Below are 18,718 nucleotides of genomic sequence, written 5' to 3' on the forward strand. Positions count from 1 at the left end.
GGCCGTTCGGCGGGCTCCGCGATCGCGACGCGGAGCCCTCTGGCCTGTGATCCATCGGTGACGAACGCACGGCATCCTGGGCACGGCCGAGAACGAGACCCGCCCCGGAGAGAACCCTTGGACACCCACCGCTGCACCCGCCCAGAGACGGCCGCCGCCGCGGAATCGTGGCGTTGTCTCGACTGCGGGTCGCTGTGGGAGCCCCTGCCCGCGAAACCCGTCAGACGCGACAGGAAGCGGAGAACCAGGGCCGATCGGGTCGACCTCTACGACCGTGTGACAGTCGTCGCCCAGATCGTGGGTGCGCTCGGCGTCCTCTGGTGGCTGGGGCTGCGAACGGTCTTCTTCGGAGCGTGCTTGAGCCTGCTGGCGGTCGGCTTCTTGCTGTGGGTCTGGTGGACGCTCAGAAGATGGGCCGGGTCCTGGCTGACCCGTCGCCGGAAGGGTGACGGTGCGTCGCTCGACGGGGGCTGAGCGGCGCTCGGCGCGGGTGGCGGCTGATCGTCTTCCACGTGGGTGAAATCGTATGCCGGCATCATGATGCGATAACCTTGGCTCGATGTCAGAAGACCAGTCGGCCAGGCGGCCCGTGCCCACCATGCGTGACATCGCCGCTGCGGCGGGCGTCTCGCAGAGCACCGTCTCCCGTGTCCTCAGCGGTGCGCCCACCGCCGTGCCCATCGCCCCCGAGACCCGCCAGCGGGTGCTGCGCACGGCCCGGGAGCTGGGCTACCGGCCCAACCCGCTGGCTCGCGGGCTGCGCGGCGCCTCGACGAACCTCATCGGCGCCGTGGTGCGCGACTTCAGCGACCCCTTCTTCGCCGGGGCGATCGAGGCGCTCGTGGTCGAGTCGATGACGCACGGCTACAACGTCGTGCTGGGCCACGCGCCGGTCCGGGCGGGTGAGGAGGCGGTCTCGCTGACCACCGTGCTGGAGACCCGGCACACCGACGCGGTGGTGCTGCTCGGTGACATGCAGGAGCATCCGCAGGTGCTGGCCGACCTGCGTGACTCGATCGTGCCGGTGGTCGCGCTCTGGCCGGGCACGAGCCCGCGCGAGTTCCCGACCGTCGACGCCGACGACCGGGCCGGCATCCAGGCCGGGCTGAGCCATCTGGTGGCCCTGGGCCACACGAGGATCGCGTTCGTCAACGCGGAACTGCCCAATGAATACCGCGCCCGCGAGGACGCCTATCTCGACTTCATGGGCGAGCGGTTCGGCGCGGTGCCGCCGGGCTACGCCGAGCGCTGCCCGAGCACCCTGGCCGGGGGCGATGCCGCGCTCCGGCGCCTGATGGACCGGCCCGACCCGCCCACGGCGGTGGTCGCCTCGACCGACGTGGTGGCCGTGGGCGTGCTGCACGCGGCGCACAGCCTGGGCGTGACCGTCCCGGATCGCCTGTCGGTCGTCGGCTTCGACGACATCCTCATGGCCGCGCACACCGTGCCGGCGCTGACCACCGTGCGGATGCCGATCTCCGAGATCGTCGGCTACGCGGTCACGCAGGCGGTCAGGCTGGCCCGGGAGCCGGCCGGCGCCCAGCGCCCGCCGGTGCTCGAGGTCTTCAAGCCGGCCCTGGTCGTGCGAGACTCGACCGCGCCGCCGGCTTCGAGGTGACCGGGCGGCCCGCTCCGCGACGCCGGCCGCGTTCATTTGATGGCGCCGCTCATCAGGCCCGACACGTAATACCGCTGCAGCGAGAAGTAGACCAGGACGCACGGGATGATCGAGATGGTGACCCCCGCCTGCAGCATGCCCCAGTCCGTGCCGCCGAGGCTGGTCTCCGTCCGCGACGTGGCGAGGATCAGCGGCAGCGTGAACGCGGAGCCGCGGCTCATCATCACCAGCGCGCCGAGGAACTCGTTCCACGAGGTGATGAAGGCGAAGAGCGCGGTGGTGACGATCGCGGGCACGGCCGAGGGGATGAAGACCCAGCGCAGCGCCTCCCAGGACGAGGAGCCGTCCATGATGGCCGCTTCCTCCAGTTCGCGGGGTATGGCGCTGAAGCTGTTGCGCAGCACGTACAGGCTGAACGGCAACTGGACGGCGGTGTGCAGGATCGCCAGGCCGAGCAGCGAGTTGGTCAGGCCGATCTTCGCGAACATGAGGAACATCGGCGTGAGCAGCGCCTGGTACGGAATGATCAGCGCGAGCAGCAGCACCACGAAGATGGCCTCTTTGGCCGGCACGGGGAAACGCGCCAGCGCGTACGCCGCGGGCACGGCCAGCAGCAGCGTGAGCACGATGGCCAGCAGCGCCGTGCCCAGGCTGTTGGCCAGGTAGACCGGCAGCCCCTGCTGGTAGTCCCACAGCCGCGCGTAGCCGTCGAGGCTGAGCCCGTGCGGGACGTAGGTCGGGGGAGAGGCGGCCGCCTCCTGGGTCGGCTTGACCGAGGCGAGGACCGACATCACCAGCGGCATCAGCATGACGGTGCAGACGGTGAGACAACCCGCCGCCACCAGGTGTTTCCCGCGCCCCTTCACGGGTGGCTCCGGCGGGTCAGCAGGAGCTGGACCACGGTGAGGACCAGGATCATGAACGCGAGGATCATCGACAGCGCGGCGCCGTACCCGAGCTTCAGGTACGGGAACGAGTTCAGGTAGATGTAGAACACCGACGTCGCCGTCTCGTTGCCCGGCTGCCCGGCGGTCATGATGTAGAACTGGTCGAAGGCGAGCAGCGAGCCGATCACACTGACCAGGGTGACCAGCAGGACGGTCCGCAGGGTCAGCGGCAGGATCACCCGGGTCACCCGCTGCCGCCGGCTCGCCCCGTCGACGAGGGCGGCCTCGACCACGTCCGACGGCACGGCCTGGATCGCGGCGACGAACAGGATCATCCCGAAGCCGATCACCTTCCAGACCACGGAGGCGCTGATCGCGAGGTTGGACAGGCCGGCGTCCACGCCCAGCCACAGCACGGGCTCGTCGATGAGCCCCAGATCGAGCAGCGCCCGGTTCACCAGGCCGAAATCGGAGCTGAACAGCCAGTACCAGAGCAGGCTCGACACCCCGAGACCGATCACGACCGGGATGAAGACCACCGTGCGGGTGAGCCGGCGCAGGGCGGTGTTCTGGGCGGTGAGCAGCGCCAGCAGGTATCCGCCGACGATGAGGACCGGGGTGATGAGCGCGGTGTAGAGCAGGGTGAAGCGGAAGGAGACCCAGAACTGGGTGTCGGTGAAGGCGCGCTCGTAGTTCGCCGATCCGACGAATCGCGGCGGGGACAGCAGGGACCAGTCGTGCAGCGACATCCAGGCCATCTGCGCCAGGGGATAGGCGGTGAAGACGAGCACGAAGAGCAGGGCGGGGGCCAGGTAGGCGAATCCGACCAGGCGGCTGCGGCGGCCGTGGCGCATGACGGCTCCTCCGGACGGGTACGGTGTCCGCCGGACGTCGGGGCCCGCCCGGCGGACACGATGAGGATCGGTCTACGACCGACTCGCGATGGCCTTCATCTCCTTCTTGGCGTCGGCGATGACGGTGCCGAGATCGTCGTCGCTGTAGTAGGCCCGCTGCAGCATCTTCAGCCACGGCCCCTGTGGCGAGTTGATCTGCTCGAAGAACGTGACCGTGTACGGCGTGCGGCCCACCGTGAGCGCCTTGGCCACGTCGCGCACCAGCGGCTCGGCCTGGAAGTACCTGTTGTCCACCAGGTCGGTCCGCGTGGTCAGGTTGAGCGCCTTCGCGTAGACCTCGACCTGCACCTCGTCGGAGAGCAGGAACTTCATCACGTTCACCGCGTCGTCGACCCGCCTGCTGCCCTTGGGCACCACGACCAGGTCACCGCCGATGAACGAGGCCGAGGAGTTCGGCGCCGTCCCGGGCAGCAGGGCGATGCCGAACCTCAGCTTCGGATTCTGCTGGCGCGCCAGCGTGATGTTGAAGTTGCCGGTGCCCATCATGCCGACCTTGCCGGAGCCGAACTGGAGGTGGAACGTCTCGCCGTTCTCCGTGCGGCCGCCCTCGGGCACGTTGCCCGCCTCGACCATGTCGCGGGTGAACTGCAGCACCTGCCTGACGCCGTCGCCGACCAGCGGCTCGGCCCCCGCGCCGGCCGCTTCGATCGTCGCCCCTGAGGCCCACATCAGCGGGCCGACGGTGAAGATGTTGCAGCCCGCGCAGTTGCCGGGCAGGTAGTAGCCCTTGACGCCGCCACCCAGCGCGGTGATCTTGTCGGCGTACGCGCGCAGCTCGGCCAGGCTCGTGGGCGGCCTGTCCGGGTCGAGCCCGGCCCGGGTGAAGAGGTCCTTGTTGTAGAAGAGGGCGGACACGTCCGCGTAGAGGGGCACGCCGAAGAGCCGGTCCTCGAAGGTCGCCACCGTCATGTGCCCTTTGCTGACGGTCCTCAGCTCCGGCCAGTCCTTGATCCGGTCGGTGAGGTCGACCAGTTGCCGCTCCTTCTCGAACTGCGGGGCGTAGATCAGGTCCATGCCCATCAGGTCGGGCACGTCGCCCGCGGCGACGCCCTGGGCGATCTTGCCCACCATCTCGGTGTGGGGGATGTAAGTCAGATTGATCCTGCAGTCGGGATTCTTGGCGTTCCAGGCCTCGACCAGCAGGTCCACCATCTGCTTGTTGCCGCCTGAGCGCTCCCACATCGTCAGCGCGCCCTTGCTCGCGCACGTCGTCGTCGCGGTCTGCGCTCGAGTGGCTGCGGGCGGCGGCTCCTCCTGGGCGCAGGCGGACGCCGCGAGCATCAGCGCCACCGCGGCCGCCCGGACAGGCCACCTGGGATGGGTCCTCATGTACCAGGCTCCTCTCGTCGGAGTGGACCGGTGTTGACATGACCCCCTGCTGATGGGAACGTAACCGATGGTGAATACGATTGCATACAATCGTTTTCATTTCGTGATTCAGGAGCCGCCGGCTTGCCGAGTGGACCGAAGCTGTTGCTCGCAGCCGTTGTAAGGCGCACTGTTAGCGCAACCACAAACCCTCTCCAGGTGACATACATAGGGCGCGGCCCCGTCGAGGGCCGGTCCCCGACGTGTCGACGATGACGTTGATCAGCGCATCGAAGGGAGATCGTCCATGCCCAGCAGCACCCCCCTCAGAAACAGCCTCGCCACTGCCTTCAGGGTCGCCGTCGTGGCCGCGGTCGCCCTGGCGCTGGGCCTGGTGGCCGTGTCGCCGGCGCAGGCCGCGGGCGGCCGGCCGAGCGTCACCAAGAAGCAGTTCGGGGCCCTGTCCAACGGCCAGAAGATCGACGTCTACACGTTGCGGAACGCGGGCGGGATGCGGGTGAGGATCCTCACCTACGGAGGCATCCTCCAGTCGATCGAGGTCCCCGACAGCCGGGGCAGGTTCGCGAACGTGACGCTCGGGTTCGGCAACCTGTCCGACTACGTCACGAAGAGCCCGTACTTCGGCTGCATCACCGGCCGGTACGCCAACCGCGTCGCCAAGGGACGTTTCACCCTGGACGGCAGGACGTACCGGCTGGCCACCAACGACGGCCCCAACCACCTGCACGGTGGCACCAAGGGCTTCGACAAGCGGGTCTGGAAGGCCGACCCCTTCAAGCGGGGCCGCAGCGTGGGGCTCGTGCTGACCTACACCAGCCCGAACGGCGAGGAAGGGTATCCGGGGACGCTGCGCACCAGGGTCGTCTACACCCTGACCGACGACAACCGGATCCGGATGGACTACCGCGCCACCACCAGCAGGCCCACGATCGTCAACCTCACCAACCACGCGTACTTCAACCTGCGCGGTGAGGGCAACGGCCGGATCCTCGGACACGAGCTGCAGATCAACGCCTCCCGCTACACGCCGGTCGACAGGACGCTCATTCCCACAGGCAGGATCGCCCGGCTCGGCGGGACCCCGCTGGACTTCCGCGAGCCCACCGCCATCGGCGAGCGCATCAACATCGGGAACCAGCAGATCGTGCGCGGCGGCGGGTACGACCACAACTACGTCGTCGACGGCCGGGGCCTCCGGACGGCGGCCAGGGTCGTCGAGCCGGACAGCGGGCGCGTGCTCGAGGTCATCACCGACCAGCCGGGCCTGCAGTTCTACTCGGGCAACTTCCTCGACGGCACGCTGCGCGGCACCGGCGGGCGCCTCTACCCGAAGCGGTCCGGCTTCGCCCTGGAGTCGCAGCACTTCCCCGACTCGCCGAACCACAGGAACTTCCCCTCGACCGTCCTGCGGCCCGGCGACGTCTACCGGACCACGACGATCTACGCGTTCTCCACGGTGTGACCACCGCCGCGCGACAGGAACCCGTCCATCCCCGCCGATCCCATGAGGCACGATCATGAAAGAGATCCATCCGAAGGTCGAGGAGGCCCTCGACACCCTCAGCCTGAACCGCGTCGCGCGCCGTCGCCTCCTGACCGGGGCGGGCCTCGTCAGCGCCACGGCCGCCGCCTCCGCGCTGCTCAGCGCGTGCACCGGGGACTCGGGCGGCACCAGGCCCGCCGCCTCGGGCGGCACCGCGGCGGCCGCCGGTCCCGGTGACTTCCCGTCCACGCCGAAGTGGAAGTTCGTGATGGTCTGTCACGTCACGACGAACCCGTTCTTCACCCCCACCCAGTACGGCGCCCAGGACGCGTGCGCGCTGCTCGGCACCGAGTTCCAGTGGACCGGGTCCAAGGACTCGATCGTGGCCGAGATGGTCAACGCGACCAACACCGCGATCTCGGCCAAGGCCGACGGGCTGGCGGTGGCGGTCGTGGACAAGGCGGCCTTCAAGGAGCCCGTCAACCGTGCCCTGGACGCGGGCATCCCGGTGGTGTCGTACAACGCCGACGGGGCCCGTGAGGACAAGGGGACCAACCGGCTGGCGTACATCGGGCAGGGGCTCTACGAGTCGGGATACGCTCTTGGCCAGCGGGCGCTGCAGCAGGTGGACTCCGGTGAGGTGGTGGGGTTCATCGCCACCCCGGGCGCGCTGAACATCCAGCCCAGGATCGACGGCGCCGCGCAGGCGATCAAGGACTCGGGCAAGTCGATCACCTTCCAGTCGGTCGGGACGAACGCCGACATCACCAAGGGCCTGTCGATCATCGACGCGTACGCCCAGGGGCACGCCGGCCTGGCCGGGATGCTCGCCGTCGACGCCGGGTCGACGCAGTCGATCGGGCAGGTGGTCAGGAAGTACAACATGCGCTCGAAGGGGCTCAAGGTGGCCGGCGGCTTCGACCTGGTGCCCGAGACGCTGACGGCCATCAAGAACGGCGACCTGGACTACACCATCGACCAGCAGCCGTACCTGCAGGGATTCCTGCCGGTGCTCTACCTCTACCTCTACAAGCTCTCCGGCGGGCTGCTCTTCCCGTCGGAGACCAACACCGGTCTGCTCTTCGTGACCAAGGACAACGTGGGGCCGTACCAGACCACCAAGACCCGCTTCGAGGGCTCGGACACCGCCCAGAAGCTGGTCGAACGGTCCGGGGCCATCGCCCACGCCTCCTAGAGGCGTCGATCGGGGATCGAGGCGTACGGCTCGCGCTCGCGGTGGGGGCGAGGTGCGAGCCGTACCTCCCCATCGTCCATCCGTTCGTCCACGAAGAGGAGAGTGGTGTGCCCGACATCAGCGATGACCTCCGCGAGTCGTCGGCGCGCGGGGACGCGGCCGGACGGCCCGGACCCGGCGGGGCGCGGCGCGGGGCGAGCCGGCTGCTGCCGCGGGTCAGGGACGAGTTCCTGCGGCGGCGCGAGGCGAGCGTGCTGGTCGTGGCCCTGGCGCTGGGGGCCTATTTCGCCTCGGCCTCCGAGGCGTTCCTGACCGGCGACAACATGGTCAACATCACCCAGGCGGCCGCCCCCGCCGCCATCGTCGCCTGCGGCATCGTGCTGCTGCTGGTCAGCGGCGAGATCGATCTGTCGGTCGGGGTGGTGGCGGCGCTGGCGCCGTTCATGATGCACTACGCGATCGACTTCTGGGGGATCCCGGCCGTCCCGGCGATCCTGCTCGCCCTGCTGACCGGCGCGGTCATCGGGCTGGGGAACGGGTTGGTCACGGTCGTGCTGAAGGTGCCCTCGTTCATCACCACGCTGGGCACCTTCTACCTGGTGACCGGGATCGTGCTGACGACCTCCGGCGCCTATCCGGCCGAGATCCCCGCGTCCGTGGACAACCAGATCGGGCAGTGGCTGGGGGCGGCGCCCTGGGCGCATCTCACGTGGGCCCTGGTGATCGTGGCGTTCTTCCACGTGCTGTTCACGCGTACGCGGTGGGGGCTGCACACGATCGCGGTGGGCGGGAACCTGCTGGGGGCGCAGGAGGCGGGCGTCCGCGCGGGGCGCATCAAGATCGGAAATTTCATGATCGCGGGAGTTTTGGGGGCTTTTGCTGGGATCATGGAGGCGTTTCGGATTCATACGATCGACCCCAACCTGGGCGGCGGCACCGGCCTGATGTTCACCGCGGTCTCGGCGGCGGTCATCGGCGGCACGGCCCTCGCCGGCGGCTCCGGGACGATCATCGGCGGCGCCCTGGGCGCGCTGGTGCTGGCCGAGCTCCAGAACGGCTTCAACCTGATCGGCATCTCCGCCAACCCGTACTTCCTGATCCTCGGAGGCTCGATCCTCCTCGCGATGATCGCCAACGTGTACCTGAGCCGGCTGAGAAGGGCGGGCAAGACGACGTGACCTCTCCGACCGCCGACGTGCTCCGGGTGGAGCACGTCTCCAAGCGCTTCGGCACGGTGACCGCGCTCCGCGACGTCAACATCCACCTGGCCCGAGGCGAGGTGCTCGGCCTGATCGGCGACAACGGGGCCGGCAAGTCCACCCTCATGAAGATCATCTGCGGCTTCCACCAGCCCGACAGCGGCCGCATCCTGCTCGACGGGGCGGAGGTGTCGTTCAGGTCCGTCGACCACGCCCGCTCACTCGGCATCGACACCGTCTACCAGGACCTGGCGTTGATCAACGAGCTGAGCGTCTATCACAACATGTTCCTCAACCGCGAGCCCGTCAGGTTCGGCCTCCTGAACAACCGCAAGATGCGCAAACTGGCCCGCGAACACCTCGACGACATGGGCGTCAACATCCCGTCGGTGGAGGTGGAGGTGGCCAAACTGTCGGGCGGCCAGCGCCAGGCCATCGCCGTGGCCCGGTCGGTCTACTCCCGCTCCAGGATCCTCCTGCTGGACGAGCCACTCGCCGCAATGGGCGCGAAGGAGGGCGTGCAGATCCTCGACCTGGTCCGCGATCTCAAGGCGCGGGGCGAGGTCTCCATCATGATGATCGTCCACAACTACGCCCACGTCCTGGAGGTCTGCGACCGCGTCAACCTCCTCCAGCACGGCAGCATCACCTTCGACCGGCCCACCGCCCAGACCTCCGTGAAGGAGCTCACCGACCTGGTCGTGGAGGAATATCGCGCCGCGCGCGGCGGGGCCCGGCCGGCCCCGCCGGCGGACCCCCCTTGAGCGGGGCGGCCGTTGTTACGATCCTCCGCATGCGCAGCACAGACACCTCAGCCGCCGGAACGGACGTGCGCAAGGCCGTCACCCTGGCCCTCGACGCCCTGAAGGACGCGGACCCCCAAGGATGGGAGGCCAAGGCGGGCACGCTCGAGTGGACGTGCTGGGAGACGATCGAGCACCTGGCCGACGACCTGTTCACCTATGCCGCGAGGTTCGGGCTCACGAAGCCGCCGATGTCCGCGATGCTGCCGTTCCGGACGAGCAGCGACCGGAGCGGCGGGCCGGCGAACGTCATCTCCGTCGAGCGGGCCTCGGGGCCCGAGGGCCTGATGACCATTCTGGAGGCGTGCGGTGGGCTGTTCGCGTCCGTCCTGGACGCCGCCCCCTCGACCACCGTCGCCTACCACGTCTTCGGGCCCTCCGACCCGGCGGGCTTCGCCGCGATGGGCGTGGTCGAGACCCTCGTGCACACCCATGACGCCGCCCAGGGGCTGAACCTGGAGTGGTCGCCGCCGGGAGAGCTGTGCGAACGGGCCCTCCAGAGGCTCTTCCCCCACGTCGCCCTCGACGGTGACGCCTGGGAGACCCTGCTCTGGGCGACCGGCCGCACCGCCCTACCCGACCGCCCCCGCCTCACCGAGTGGCGCTGGTACGGCACGCAGGGCGGGTGAGCCACGTCAATGGCCCGCCACGCAGGCTGGTAGCGCGTTACCGGCCCACCACGCCGTCGATCTGCTCGCGGAGGTGGTCGGCGTGGCCGTTGCGGCGGGGCGTTCGGTCGCGGCCGGGGCTCGTCCTGCACTTGCTGGTCAGCGCGTCGCCGGGCCTCGGGTGTCACGTCAGGCGCTCCCGTACCAGGCGTAGCATCCGGATGAATTCCGTGGATTCGGTCGGCGAGAGGCCGATGGTTCTGGGGGCGTTGAACTTCGTGACGGCTGGTTGTGCGCGGTAGAGGAGTTCGCGTCCGGCTGCGGTGATGCGTACGCCTGTGCGCCGGCCGCGTCCGCCTGGGCCCTCACGCTCCACCAGGCCGCGCTCCAGCAGGGAACGGAAGAGTTCGTTCATGCTCTGCGGTCGTACCATGATCGCGCGGGCGAGTTCGGCCTGGGTGAGGTCGTCACGGTCGGCCAGCGAGGCCAGGACGCCGAACTGGGTCGGGGTCAGGCCGACGGTGGCGAAGACCTCGGTGAAGCGCCGCGCTACGACATGGGAGGTCTGGATCAGCTCCCACAGTGGTAGGTCAGGCTCCCCCTCACTCCACGGCTCGGCATTCGGCCCAGCACTCGGGTCGGCCCCCGGACCAGTGTCCGGCTCGGCACTCGGCCCGGCGTTCGGCTCAGTGCCCGGCCCAGTGCCCGGCCCAGTGTTCGGTACGGGGGCCGCCCTGGTGCTCAGCCCGGTGAGTGGTTCGGGGTTTGGGTGGGGGTCTGGTTCGGGGTTCGGGTGGGTGGCTGGTGTGGGGGTTGGGTTGAGGTCAGGCAACGGGGGCTCCGGTGACGTGGCGGCCGAGGCGGGCGGCTGTGGCGACGATGGGAAGCGTCACCTGGGCGAGCCGGGTGCCGACCGGTCCGGCCAGTCGGTGCACCCAGCCCAGAGGCTGCATCGACGTGCGGACGGCCTCAGGGGCGTAGGCGGACATCCTGCTCTGGTAGCGGTGCACCGCCATCGGGATCGTGGACCGTCCGGCGAGCACCTGGGCCAGCTCCTCGGCCAGGATGTCGGCGTCGCGGACGGCGGTGGCGGCGGCCATGCCACCGGTGGGGGGCATGGCGTGGACGGCATCGCCTAGCGCCGTGACGGCTCCCGCGGGCCAGGGCGTCAGGTCGGTGCCGGGGTCGGTGGTGTGGAAGCGGAAGTAGGCCGTGGAGCTGGGGTCACCGGCGCGTACGAGCGCGCGTACGGACTCGTCCCAGCCGCGTAGCAGGGCGTCCGTGAGCCCGATGAGCGCCGCACCGTCCAGGGTGCGCGGATCGCCCGGGTAGAGGCCGTCGGGCGCGAGAGCGCCCCAGATGAGCGTGGGCGGCTCGATGACGGCCGGTACGTCGGCGCAGGACGCGGGGTCGACCAGCGTGCCCGCGGCCGGATCGTGCACGGTGACGAACAGCCCGACGCCGCGCGGCCCGAACGCCAGCGCGGGACCCTCCCGGAGCAGCTCCGGCACGAGAGTCCGGGTGCGGGAGGTCAGCGGCGTACGGCCGGCGATGCCGCTCACCCCCGCCGGCACGGTGGTGGGGCGGCCGGCCAGCGCCGCCGCGACGCGTGATCCCGCCCCGTCCGCCCCGACGAGGAGGTCTCCCCGGTCGGTACGGCCATCGGCGAAGTGCGCGGTGACCGTGCCGCCGGGACCGGCCCGGTGCCCGGTGTAGGTGGCGTCGAACGTCAGCACGTCGTCCAGGCCGTACGCCAGCAGCCTGCGCAGCGGGATGCGCCCGATCATCAGGGTTTCCGAGGAGGGAGGGCGGGGCTCCGCGAAGAGCAGCCGCATGCGGTGGTCGGCGACGGCGAACCGGCGAAAGGCCCGCCATCCCGGCGAACTGGCGAGCAGCGCCTGGTAGTGGGCCGGCGTCAGGTGGCGGCGGAGCGCCGAGCAGGCTCGCTCGTCGAGATGCAGACGGTATCCGCCGGTCGCCTCCACCCTGGGGTCCCGGTCGTAGACCGCCACGTCGATCCCGCCGCGCCGCAGGGCCTGGGCCAGCGTCAGCCCGCCGATGCCCGCTCCGATGATCAGCACCCTCATGCTCGCCTCCAGAATCAGGGACCTGAATCTCGACTATAAGGCACCTGATATGAGAGCGCGAGGGGGCCGGCATCCCTGGACGGGACACCGACCCGAGAGTTGGCGGGCGCGCCTACATGGCCGCTCCCACGGGTACCCTCTCCAGCCAGGCTGCGTCCCAGGTGTCGTGGTCGATCTTGCCGGTGATCGGCAGACCCTTGAACTCCTGCAGCTCCTTGCAGATCTTCTCTGTCTGGTCGCCGAAGTCACCGTCGACCTTGAGCTCGGGCCAGCCGCGGTTGTTGACCTGCCGCTGCCACTTCCGGACGTGCTCGTTGTCCATGTCACCCTTCTGCAGGATGCGGTCCGGTCCCTTCGGAGGCTTCGTGCTGGAAGCCGTCCAGGTGGCCTCCCAGGTCTTCGGGCCGACGATGCCGTCCACTTCCAGCGGCTTGTGCTCCATCTGGAAGTTGGCGCAGAGGCGCTTGCTCTCCTGGCCGTAGATGCTGTCGACCTTGATGTGCCAACCGCGGTCCAGCATCTGCTGTTGCCACATCTTGACTTTCTCGCCCCTGGTGGGCGGTGGGAATGTCAGCGGCGGTGGTTGGTATTGCGGTGCCGTCATGGTCGCCTCCTCGTATGGGAGTGGTGGCGGACCCCGCTGGCGGGCGGCTTCGCGCTGCCCGCGGACGCGGGCTTATCCCTTTCCTGCGAGCTCTCGAAGAGAGGCCCGCACTTCCAGTTGAGCACAGAACGGTGGGAAAGGGCGGTGGTCGCGATGCTTTTTGGAGAATCCCTTAATGTGCTCGGCCGGCCTTTCCAGAAGCGGCAGAATAAGCGGCGGATGGCAATTCATTAATCCCTTGGAGGTCGATCGCGCTCAAAGTCGAAATTGTGGCGGCGAGTAAGGGAATAATTTGCCGGAGTGGTTCGTCGACCGAGCATTTGCGCGCTCTTTGCGTTCGGCGTCTGCCTGGCAGGGTCTACTATGTTCCTTAGTAGTGACGTGCCGAGCGGCGGGGGCGGTGGAACCTGTGCGGTTGCTCCTGCTCCTCGCTCTCGCCCTGGGCATAGGCGGCATGCACACCCTCGGGCATCTGGACGGGCGGCACGGCGGCTCCTCCACGCACGCCGTGGAGGTCGTCGCCCAACCGGTCGTCGCCCAACCGGTCGTTCCCGCCGGGCTCCAGGGCTTCGTTCCCGAGCGGGAACCGCCCGGGTTCGATCCGACGGACGTGTGCCTGGCCGTTCAACAGCAAGATGTCCATCGCCATGGCCGCAGGAGCCCTCGCTCTGGTGAGCGCGTGCGGTGCGGAAAGCGACTCCACGACCGGGCACGAGGCGATGAGCGGCGCGCCCGCCGCCGCCACCACCGCGAGCGCACAGCCGTCGGTCACCTTCAACGACGCGGACGTCATATTCGCGCAGATGATGATCCCGCACCATGAGCAGGCGGTCGAGACGGCCGAACTGGCTGCCTCGCGGGCGGCCGACCCCGAGGTCAAGGAGCTCGCGGCGAGGATCGAGGCGGCCCAGGACCCGGAGATCCAGACCCTGAAGGGCTGGCTGGCCGAGTGGGGCAAGCCCGTGCCGTCGGGCGGCATGGGGCACGACATGCCCGGCGTCATGACGGAGGAGGAGATGGCGGAGCTGGAGGCGGCCAAGGGCACGGCGTTCGACAGGCTGTTCGCGCGGCTGATGGTCGTCCATCATGAGGGCGCGATCGAGATGGCCCGTACCGAGCAGGCCGATGGTGCGAACGCCCAGGCCAAGGAGCTGGCGAAGACCATCGAGAGCACGCAGCGGGCCGAGGTGAAGGAGCTGCGGACGATCCTCGACCGGCTCTGACCCCGGCACCCGTCCGGGCGGATGACCCCGGCACCCGTCCGGGCGGGTTCTCGCCCGCTCAGACGGGTTCTCGCTCGTCCTTCAGACGGGTTCTCGCCCGTCGGGCGGGCGAGAACCCGCCCGGAGGGGCTACAGCGAGGGCTCTCGGAGGAGCAGCTTGTCCGGGGTGATGGGGAGGTCGCGGATGCGTTCCCCGGTGGCGTGGTAGATCGCGTTGGCGATCGCCGCCGCCACCCCCACGATGCCCAGCTCGCCGATGCCCTTGGCGCCGAGGGGCGTCTGCGGGTCGGGCAGGTCCACGAAGCGCACCTCGATGTCGGGCACGTCGGCATGTGTCGGGACGTGGTACTCGGCCAGGCCGGCGTTGACGATCCGGCCGGAGCGCTCGTCGAGCAGCGTCTCCTCCATCAGCGCCATGCCGATGCCCTGGATGATGCCGCCGCGCATCTGGCCGGCGGCCTGCTTGGGGGAGACGATCCGGCCGCCGTCGAACGCGCCGGTCCAGCGGGTGACGCGTACCTCGCCGGTGTCCGCGTCGACCCGTACTTCGGCGAAGTGCGCGCCGTAGGTGCCGGTGGTGCGTTTGAGGGTCTGATACGGCACCGCCGACCTGCCGGTGACCTCGATGTGGTCGCGGCCGGCGCGCTCCAGCAGCCGGCGATACGTCTCCCCACGACCGTCCCTCGTGAAGAGCCCCTCGTCACGTGTCTCCACCTCGCTCGAACGGAGCCCGGCGAGCGGGGTGTCCAGGGCGAGCAGCTCGCGCACCAGGCGGTCACGTGCGTTCCAGATGGCCGAGGCGAGGGTGGTGGTGGCGGCCGAGGCGCCGGGGATGCGGGTCCTGGCCACGTCGGAGTCGCCCTGCATGAACCGGATCCTGTCCATGGGCACGCCGAGGCGCTGGGCCGCGGCCTGGGTCTGGGCGGTCGAGGTGCCGGCGCCCAGTTCGTTCGTGCTGCTGTGGATGGTGATCGTGCCGTCGGCCGACAGCCGCAGCCGTACGGCGGCGACGAGCAGCACGTCGGGGTTGATCGCGGCGGCCATGCCCTGGCCCACGAGCCAGTGCCCGTCGCGGGTGGCCCGGGGGACGGGCGCGCGGTCACGCCAGCCGAACGTCTCCGCGCCGAGCTGGTACGCCTCCCGCAGATGGCGGCTGGTGAAGGGCCGGCCGGAGATGGGATCGCGCTCGGGCTCGTTGCGCAGGCGCAGCTCCAGCGGGTCGAGGCCGAGCTCCCAGGCCAGCTCGTCCATGGCCGACTCCAGCGCGAACGATCCCGGGGTGACGCCGGGGCCGCGGAAGAACGCGTTCTGGATCCGGTCGACCCGGACCACCCGCTGGTGGGCGGCGATACCGGGGCAGGCGTACAGGTGGCGGGAGGCGGCGATGGCGGCCTCGGCGAACTCGTCCCTCGTGCAGGTGGCCAGGGCGTCGTGCACGATGGCGGTCAGCCGGCCCTGCCCGTCCGCGCCCAGCGCGACGCTGCTCCTGGTGGGCGCCCGGCCGCCGGTCATGCGGAACGTGTCCGCGCGGGACAGCACGAGCTTGACCGGGCGGCCCGCCATCTTGGCCGCGGCCACCGTGAGCGCCACGTGTGGCCAGGCCGGGGTCTTGCCGCCGAATCCGCCGCCGATGTACGGCGCCAGCACGTGCACCCGCTCCAGAGGCAGGCCGAACTTCTTCGCCAGCATCTCCTTCACCCCGTAGGGGTATTGGGCGGTGTCGTGGACGGTGAGATCGTCGCCGTCCCACCTGGCCAGGGTGGCGTGCGGTTCCAGCGCGTTGTGGTATTCGGCCGGGGTGGTGTAGACGGCCCGTACGGTGGCCACGGCGCCGGCCAGCCCCGCCCGCGCGTCGCCGACCACGGTCCTCGACTCCTCCAGCACCGAGTGGGCCGGAGTGTAGGCGGCCTCGTCCGACATCGCCAGGACGGCGGGCTCCGCCTCGTAGCGCACGTCGACGAGCCGGGCCGCGTGCTCGGCCTGCTCCTGCGTCTCGGCCACGACGACCGCGACCGGCTGGCCGTGCCAGAAGACCTCGTCGGTGCTCAGGATCGGCAGGCTCATCGCGGCGGCGGCGACCGGGCCCTTCAGCGTGGCGTACGCGGCGGTGCGTCTCATCCGCGGCGCGTTCTCGTGCGTCATCACCAGCACGACCCCGGGTGCCGCGAGCGCTCGCGAGGAGTCGACGGCGGTGACGCGGCCCTTGGCGACCGCGCTGGGCACCGGGACGGCGTAGGCGAGCCGGGCGGGGGAGTGGTCGGCGGTGTACCGGATGCCGCCGGACACCTTCGCCGGCCCGTCGAGCCGGTTCACGTGGCGGCCGACCTCGCCGGGCTCGGTGGACAGCGGGTCGTGGCGGCCGTCGGGCAGGAGCCGGGCCACCCTGCCGAGGATTCTGGTGCCCAGGCCGAAACCTCTCGACGTGAGGCTCATGACAGCTTCACCAGGGTGCGGCGGATCAGCCGTCGCGCCAGCTCCGCCTTGAACCCGTTGTGCCGCAGCGGCCGCGCCCCCACGACCGCCTCCTCCGCCGCCGCGCCGAACGTCCGTTCGTCGGCCGCCGCTCCGGTCAGCAGTTCCTCGGCCGCGTACGCGCGCCAGGGCTTGGGCGCCACCCCGCCCAGCGCGATACGCGCCAGAGTGATCGTGCCCTCATGGACCTGCACCAAGACGGCGACGCTGACCAGCGCGAACGCGTAGCTGGCCCGGTCGCGCACCTTCACGTACGCCCCGCGGGCCGGCGGCCAGGGCGGCAGGTCCACGCTCGTCACCAGCTCGCCGCTCCGCAGCACGGTCTCGACCTGCGGAGTGTCACCCGGCAGCAGATGAAGGTCCGAGACCGGCACGCTCCGGTCGCCCTCGGGACCGGTGAGGTTGACCGTCGCGTCGAGGGCCGCCAGGGCCACGCACATGTCGGACGGATGGACGGCCACGCAGCTCTCGCTCGCCCCGAGGATGGCGTGCCCGCGGTCGAACCCGCCGATCGCCTCGCAGCCGGTGCCCGGCGCCCGCTTGTTGCAGGCCGCGCCGAGATCGTAGAAGTAGCGGCAGCGCGTCCGTTGCAGCAGGTTGCCGCCGACCGTGGCGCGGTTGCGGAGCTGCGGTGAGGCGCCGCGCAGGAGGGCTCGCGCGAGCACGGGGTAACGCCGGCGGACCCGGTCGTCGGCGGCGACGTGCGCGTTGCGGGCGAGAGCGCCCAGCCGCAGCCCGCCGTCGGGCAGGTCCTCGACGGCCGACAGCGGCAGGCGGGAGATGTCGACGACCCGCCGGGGACGCTCCACCTCCTCCCGCATGAGATCGACCAGGTTCGTGCCCCCGGCCAGGTACGCCACCGGCCCCTCGGCCGCCAGCCCGATCGCCTCCGCCACGGTCGCCGCCCGTACGTAGCCGAACTCCCTCATCCCGCGGCCACCTCCTTGACGGCGGCCACGATGCCGTTGTAGGCGCCGCACCGGCACAGGTTGCCCGCCATGCGCTCCCTGATCTCGGCGTCGGTGAGCGCCACCGGCCCGGTCAGGTCCTCGGTCACGGCGCTCGGCCGGCCGTCGCGGTGCTCGCCCAGCATGGCCACGATCGAACAGATCTGCCCGGAGGTGCAGTAACCGCACTGGAACCCGTCGTGCGTGAGGAACGCCTCCTGCACCTTGGCGCCCAGCCCGTGACCGGCCATGGCCTCGATGGTGACGACCTCCATGCCGTCGCACTGGACGGCCGGCACCAGGCACGAGTTGACCCGCTCACCGCCGAGCAGCACCGTGCACGCGCCGCAGGCGCCCTGGTCGCAGCCCTTCTTCGTGCCGGTCAGGCCCAGGCGCTCGCGCAGGCAGTCGAGCAGGGTGGTGCGGGGGTCCAGGGACAGGGCGTGCGCCTGCCCGTTCACGTTCAGGTGGACCGGGATGTGGCCGTCCATCAACACCTCCAACTATCTCGTACATCTGTGTACGAGTTAGCGGCCACAATACCCCATGGGTGTATGGCGTCGATCGCGACGAGCCGATCGGCTCCGTCAACGGGCGGCGTCGCCGACGCCGTCGCACGACAGAAACGCGTGCGCCTGGAGGTGGCCGGGTGACCCGGGACCGGGCACGACGCGTATGCGGGCATAGCGGGCCTCGGGGTCCGGATGGCCGGAAAGGTGGCGGATCAGCAGGCGGCCGGCCCCGGTGAGGAGGCCGTCCAGGGTCGCCTCCGCGATCAGGTGGTTGACGTGGACGAGGTAGTCCTCCAGCGGCAGGGCGGCGACCGGGACGTCGAGGCGGGCGACGGGACCCTCGGCGGCCAGGCGGGCCTCCCCGGTGAACGGGGCGGTGAGACCGCGCGGGCCGCGGAACGGGTGCAGCAACCGGCGCAGCCCCTCCCGGTCCGTCAGCGGGGCGGGGCCGTACCAGGCGATGGAGCCGTCGGCGGACACGTGGTCGAAGGGGTGGCGGTCGGCGAGGTTGCCCGGGTCGCCGGCGAGGAAGATCGTCCTGGTGAAGGCGGCGTACCAGAGCGCGCCCCGGGACTCGGGGACGCTCCGGGCGAAGGCGTGCGCGGAGGCGGCGAAGGTCACGGGGTCGAACGCGCGCAGGACCGCGATCACGCCGACGCCCTGCGCCGCCCGAGGATGGGCGGGCCGGGGCAGGGTACGGCGGACACGAGCGATACGCGCGTCGAGGTGCGCACGCAACGCCTCCTGCCCGCGCGACGCCTCCTGCCCGCGCGACGCCTCCTGCCCGTGCGACGCCTCCTGCCCGTGCGACGTCTCCTGGTCAGGGGGCGGGGTCAT

Annotated in this window: 19 protein-coding genes; 8 read left to right on the plus strand and 11 right to left on the minus strand. The window is 70.4% G+C overall.

Going from position 1 to position 18,718, the window contains the following annotated elements:
• Positions 1-117: 117 nt before the first annotated feature.
• Entirely contained in the window at positions 118-474 is a 357-nt protein-coding gene (locus AB0I15_RS33195; RefSeq protein WP_358104010.1) for a hypothetical protein, read from the plus strand.
• A gap of 85 nt (positions 475-559) precedes the next feature.
• Complete coding sequence (locus AB0I15_RS33200) at positions 560-1,618, plus strand: LacI family DNA-binding transcriptional regulator (RefSeq protein ID WP_358104013.1); 1,059 nt, start codon at positions 560-562, stop codon at positions 1,616-1,618.
• Between the two features lie 32 nt (positions 1,619-1,650).
• Here the strand turns inward: AB0I15_RS33200 and AB0I15_RS33205 are convergent, their stop codons facing one another.
• From AB0I15_RS33205 to AB0I15_RS33215, 3 genes are all read right to left on the minus strand, one after another.
• Positions 1,651-2,484, minus strand: a complete 834-nt coding sequence (locus AB0I15_RS33205) for a carbohydrate ABC transporter permease (RefSeq protein ID WP_358104016.1) — start codon at positions 2,482-2,484, stop codon at positions 1,651-1,653.
• Positions 2,481-3,359, minus strand: a complete 879-nt coding sequence (locus tag AB0I15_RS33210; RefSeq protein WP_358104019.1) for a sugar ABC transporter permease — start codon at positions 3,357-3,359, stop codon at positions 2,481-2,483. The genes AB0I15_RS33205 and AB0I15_RS33210 overlap by 4 nt, the downstream gene beginning before the upstream one ends.
• A 72-nt stretch (positions 3,360-3,431) precedes the next feature.
• Complete coding sequence (locus tag AB0I15_RS33215) at positions 3,432-4,748, minus strand: sugar ABC transporter substrate-binding protein (RefSeq protein ID WP_358104022.1); 1,317 nt, start codon at positions 4,746-4,748, stop codon at positions 3,432-3,434.
• A gap of 286 nt (positions 4,749-5,034) precedes the next feature.
• Here AB0I15_RS33215 and AB0I15_RS33220 point away from each other — a divergent pair, with 286 nt between their 5' ends.
• The 5 genes from AB0I15_RS33220 (at position 5,035) to AB0I15_RS33240 (ending at position 10,057) form a co-directional block, all read left to right on the plus strand.
• Positions 5,035-6,210, plus strand: a complete 1,176-nt coding sequence (locus tag AB0I15_RS33220) for an aldose epimerase family protein (protein WP_358104025.1) — start codon at positions 5,035-5,037, stop codon at positions 6,208-6,210.
• 55 nt (positions 6,211-6,265) lie between these two features.
• Entirely contained in the window at positions 6,266-7,426 is a 1,161-nt protein-coding gene (locus tag AB0I15_RS33225) for a sugar ABC transporter substrate-binding protein (protein WP_358104028.1), read from the plus strand.
• Between the two features lie 107 nt (positions 7,427-7,533).
• On the plus strand, positions 7,534-8,604 hold the full coding sequence (locus AB0I15_RS33230) for an ABC transporter permease (RefSeq protein WP_358104031.1): 1,071 nt from the start codon (positions 7,534-7,536) through the stop codon (positions 8,602-8,604).
• On the plus strand, positions 8,601-9,389 hold the full coding sequence (locus tag AB0I15_RS33235) for an ATP-binding cassette domain-containing protein (protein WP_358104034.1): 789 nt from the start codon (positions 8,601-8,603) through the stop codon (positions 9,387-9,389). The genes AB0I15_RS33230 and AB0I15_RS33235 overlap by 4 nt, the downstream gene beginning before the upstream one ends.
• A 29-nt stretch (positions 9,390-9,418) precedes the next feature.
• Complete coding sequence (locus AB0I15_RS33240) at positions 9,419-10,057, plus strand: maleylpyruvate isomerase N-terminal domain-containing protein (protein WP_358104037.1); 639 nt, start codon at positions 9,419-9,421, stop codon at positions 10,055-10,057.
• 163 nt (positions 10,058-10,220) lie between these two features.
• Here AB0I15_RS33240 and AB0I15_RS33245 read toward each other — a convergent pair whose 3' ends face one another.
• The 4 genes from AB0I15_RS33245 to AB0I15_RS33260 all read right to left on the minus strand — a co-directional run bounded on the left by AB0I15_RS33245 (position 10,221) and on the right by AB0I15_RS33260 (position 13,376).
• On the minus strand, positions 10,221-10,868 hold the full coding sequence (locus tag AB0I15_RS33245; RefSeq protein WP_358104040.1) for a MarR family transcriptional regulator: 648 nt from the start codon (positions 10,866-10,868) through the stop codon (positions 10,221-10,223).
• Complete coding sequence (locus AB0I15_RS33250) at positions 10,861-12,123, minus strand: NAD(P)/FAD-dependent oxidoreductase (RefSeq protein ID WP_358104044.1); 1,263 nt, start codon at positions 12,121-12,123, stop codon at positions 10,861-10,863. Before AB0I15_RS33250 ends, AB0I15_RS33245 begins: the two co-directional genes overlap by 8 nt.
• A gap of 112 nt (positions 12,124-12,235) precedes the next feature.
• Positions 12,236-12,727: a peptidoglycan-binding protein gene (locus tag AB0I15_RS33255; RefSeq protein ID WP_358104047.1), complete on the minus strand. Its 492-nt coding sequence runs from the start codon at positions 12,725-12,727 to the stop codon at positions 12,236-12,238.
• Between the two features lie 370 nt (positions 12,728-13,097).
• Positions 13,098-13,376: a hypothetical protein gene (locus tag AB0I15_RS33260; RefSeq protein ID WP_358104050.1), complete on the minus strand. Its 279-nt coding sequence runs from the start codon at positions 13,374-13,376 to the stop codon at positions 13,098-13,100.
• Here AB0I15_RS33260 and AB0I15_RS33265 point away from each other — a divergent pair.
• The gene (locus tag AB0I15_RS33265) at positions 13,375-13,950 is read left to right on the plus strand and encodes a DUF305 domain-containing protein (protein WP_358104053.1); all 576 of its coding nucleotides are present in this window, start codon (positions 13,375-13,377) and stop codon (positions 13,948-13,950) included. The genes AB0I15_RS33260 and AB0I15_RS33265 overlap by 2 nt on opposite strands.
• 129 nt (positions 13,951-14,079) lie before the next feature.
• On the opposite strand, the gene AB0I15_RS33270 is transcribed toward AB0I15_RS33265, so the two are convergent.
• The 4 genes from AB0I15_RS33270 to AB0I15_RS33285 all read right to left on the minus strand — a co-directional run bounded on the left by AB0I15_RS33270 (position 14,080) and on the right by AB0I15_RS33285 (position 18,718).
• Positions 14,080-16,383 (minus strand): xanthine dehydrogenase family protein molybdopterin-binding subunit, encoded by a 2,304-nt coding sequence (locus AB0I15_RS33270; RefSeq protein WP_358104056.1) that lies wholly within the window; start codon positions 16,381-16,383, stop codon positions 14,080-14,082.
• Positions 16,380-17,351, minus strand: coding sequence for a xanthine dehydrogenase family protein subunit M (locus tag AB0I15_RS33275; protein WP_358104059.1), 972 nt, complete (start codon positions 17,349-17,351; stop codon positions 16,380-16,382). The genes AB0I15_RS33270 and AB0I15_RS33275 overlap by 4 nt, the downstream gene beginning before the upstream one ends.
• A complete protein-coding gene (locus AB0I15_RS33280; RefSeq protein WP_358104062.1) occupies positions 17,348-17,860 on the minus strand; it encodes a 2Fe-2S iron-sulfur cluster-binding protein in 513 nt (170 codons plus the stop codon). The genes AB0I15_RS33275 and AB0I15_RS33280 overlap by 4 nt, the downstream gene beginning before the upstream one ends.
• A 96-nt stretch (positions 17,861-17,956) precedes the next feature.
• Complete coding sequence (locus AB0I15_RS33285) at positions 17,957-18,718, minus strand: DUF6182 family protein (RefSeq protein WP_358104065.1); 762 nt, start codon at positions 18,716-18,718, stop codon at positions 17,957-17,959.

The organism is Nonomuraea sp. NPDC050643 (assembly GCF_040654715.1).
GTDB lineage: Bacteria > Actinomycetota > Actinomycetes > Streptosporangiales > Streptosporangiaceae > Nonomuraea.

Bases quoted from the DNA above. Each gene is read 5' to 3' on its own strand.
- AB0I15_RS33200 (WP_358104013.1), top strand. From the start codon at position 560: ATGTCAGAAGACCAGTCGGCCAGGCGGCCCGTGCCCACCATGCGTGAC.
- AB0I15_RS33210 (WP_358104019.1), bottom strand. From the start codon at position 3,359: ATGCGCCACGGCCGCCGCAGCCGCCTGGTCGGATTCGCCTACCTGGCC.
- AB0I15_RS33215 (WP_358104022.1), bottom strand. From the start codon at position 4,748: ATGAGGACCCATCCCAGGTGGCCTGTCCGGGCGGCCGCGGTGGCGCTG.
- AB0I15_RS33220 (WP_358104025.1), top strand. From the start codon at position 5,035: ATGCCCAGCAGCACCCCCCTCAGAAACAGCCTCGCCACTGCCTTCAGG.
- AB0I15_RS33225 (WP_358104028.1), top strand. From the start codon at position 6,266: ATGAAAGAGATCCATCCGAAGGTCGAGGAGGCCCTCGACACCCTCAGC.
- AB0I15_RS33240 (WP_358104037.1), top strand. From the start codon at position 9,419: ATGCGCAGCACAGACACCTCAGCCGCCGGAACGGACGTGCGCAAGGCC.
- AB0I15_RS33250 (WP_358104044.1), bottom strand. From the start codon at position 12,123: ATGAGGGTGCTGATCATCGGAGCGGGCATCGGCGGGCTGACGCTGGCC.
- AB0I15_RS33255 (WP_358104047.1), bottom strand. From the start codon at position 12,727: ATGACGGCACCGCAATACCAACCACCGCCGCTGACATTCCCACCGCCC.
- AB0I15_RS33265 (WP_358104053.1), top strand. From the start codon at position 13,375: ATGGCCGCAGGAGCCCTCGCTCTGGTGAGCGCGTGCGGTGCGGAAAGC.
- AB0I15_RS33260 (WP_358104050.1), bottom strand. From the start codon at position 13,376: ATGGCGATGGACATCTTGCTGTTGAACGGCCAGGCACACGTCCGTCGG.
- AB0I15_RS33270 (WP_358104056.1), bottom strand. From the start codon at position 16,383: ATGAGCCTCACGTCGAGAGGTTTCGGCCTGGGCACCAGAATCCTCGGC.
- AB0I15_RS33275 (WP_358104059.1), bottom strand. From the start codon at position 17,351: ATGAGGGAGTTCGGCTACGTACGGGCGGCGACCGTGGCGGAGGCGATC.
- AB0I15_RS33280 (WP_358104062.1), bottom strand. From the start codon at position 17,860: ATGGACGGCCACATCCCGGTCCACCTGAACGTGAACGGGCAGGCGCAC.
- AB0I15_RS33285 (WP_358104065.1), bottom strand. From the start codon at position 18,718: ATGACCCCGCCCCCTGACCAGGAGACGTCGCACGGGCAGGAGGCGTCG.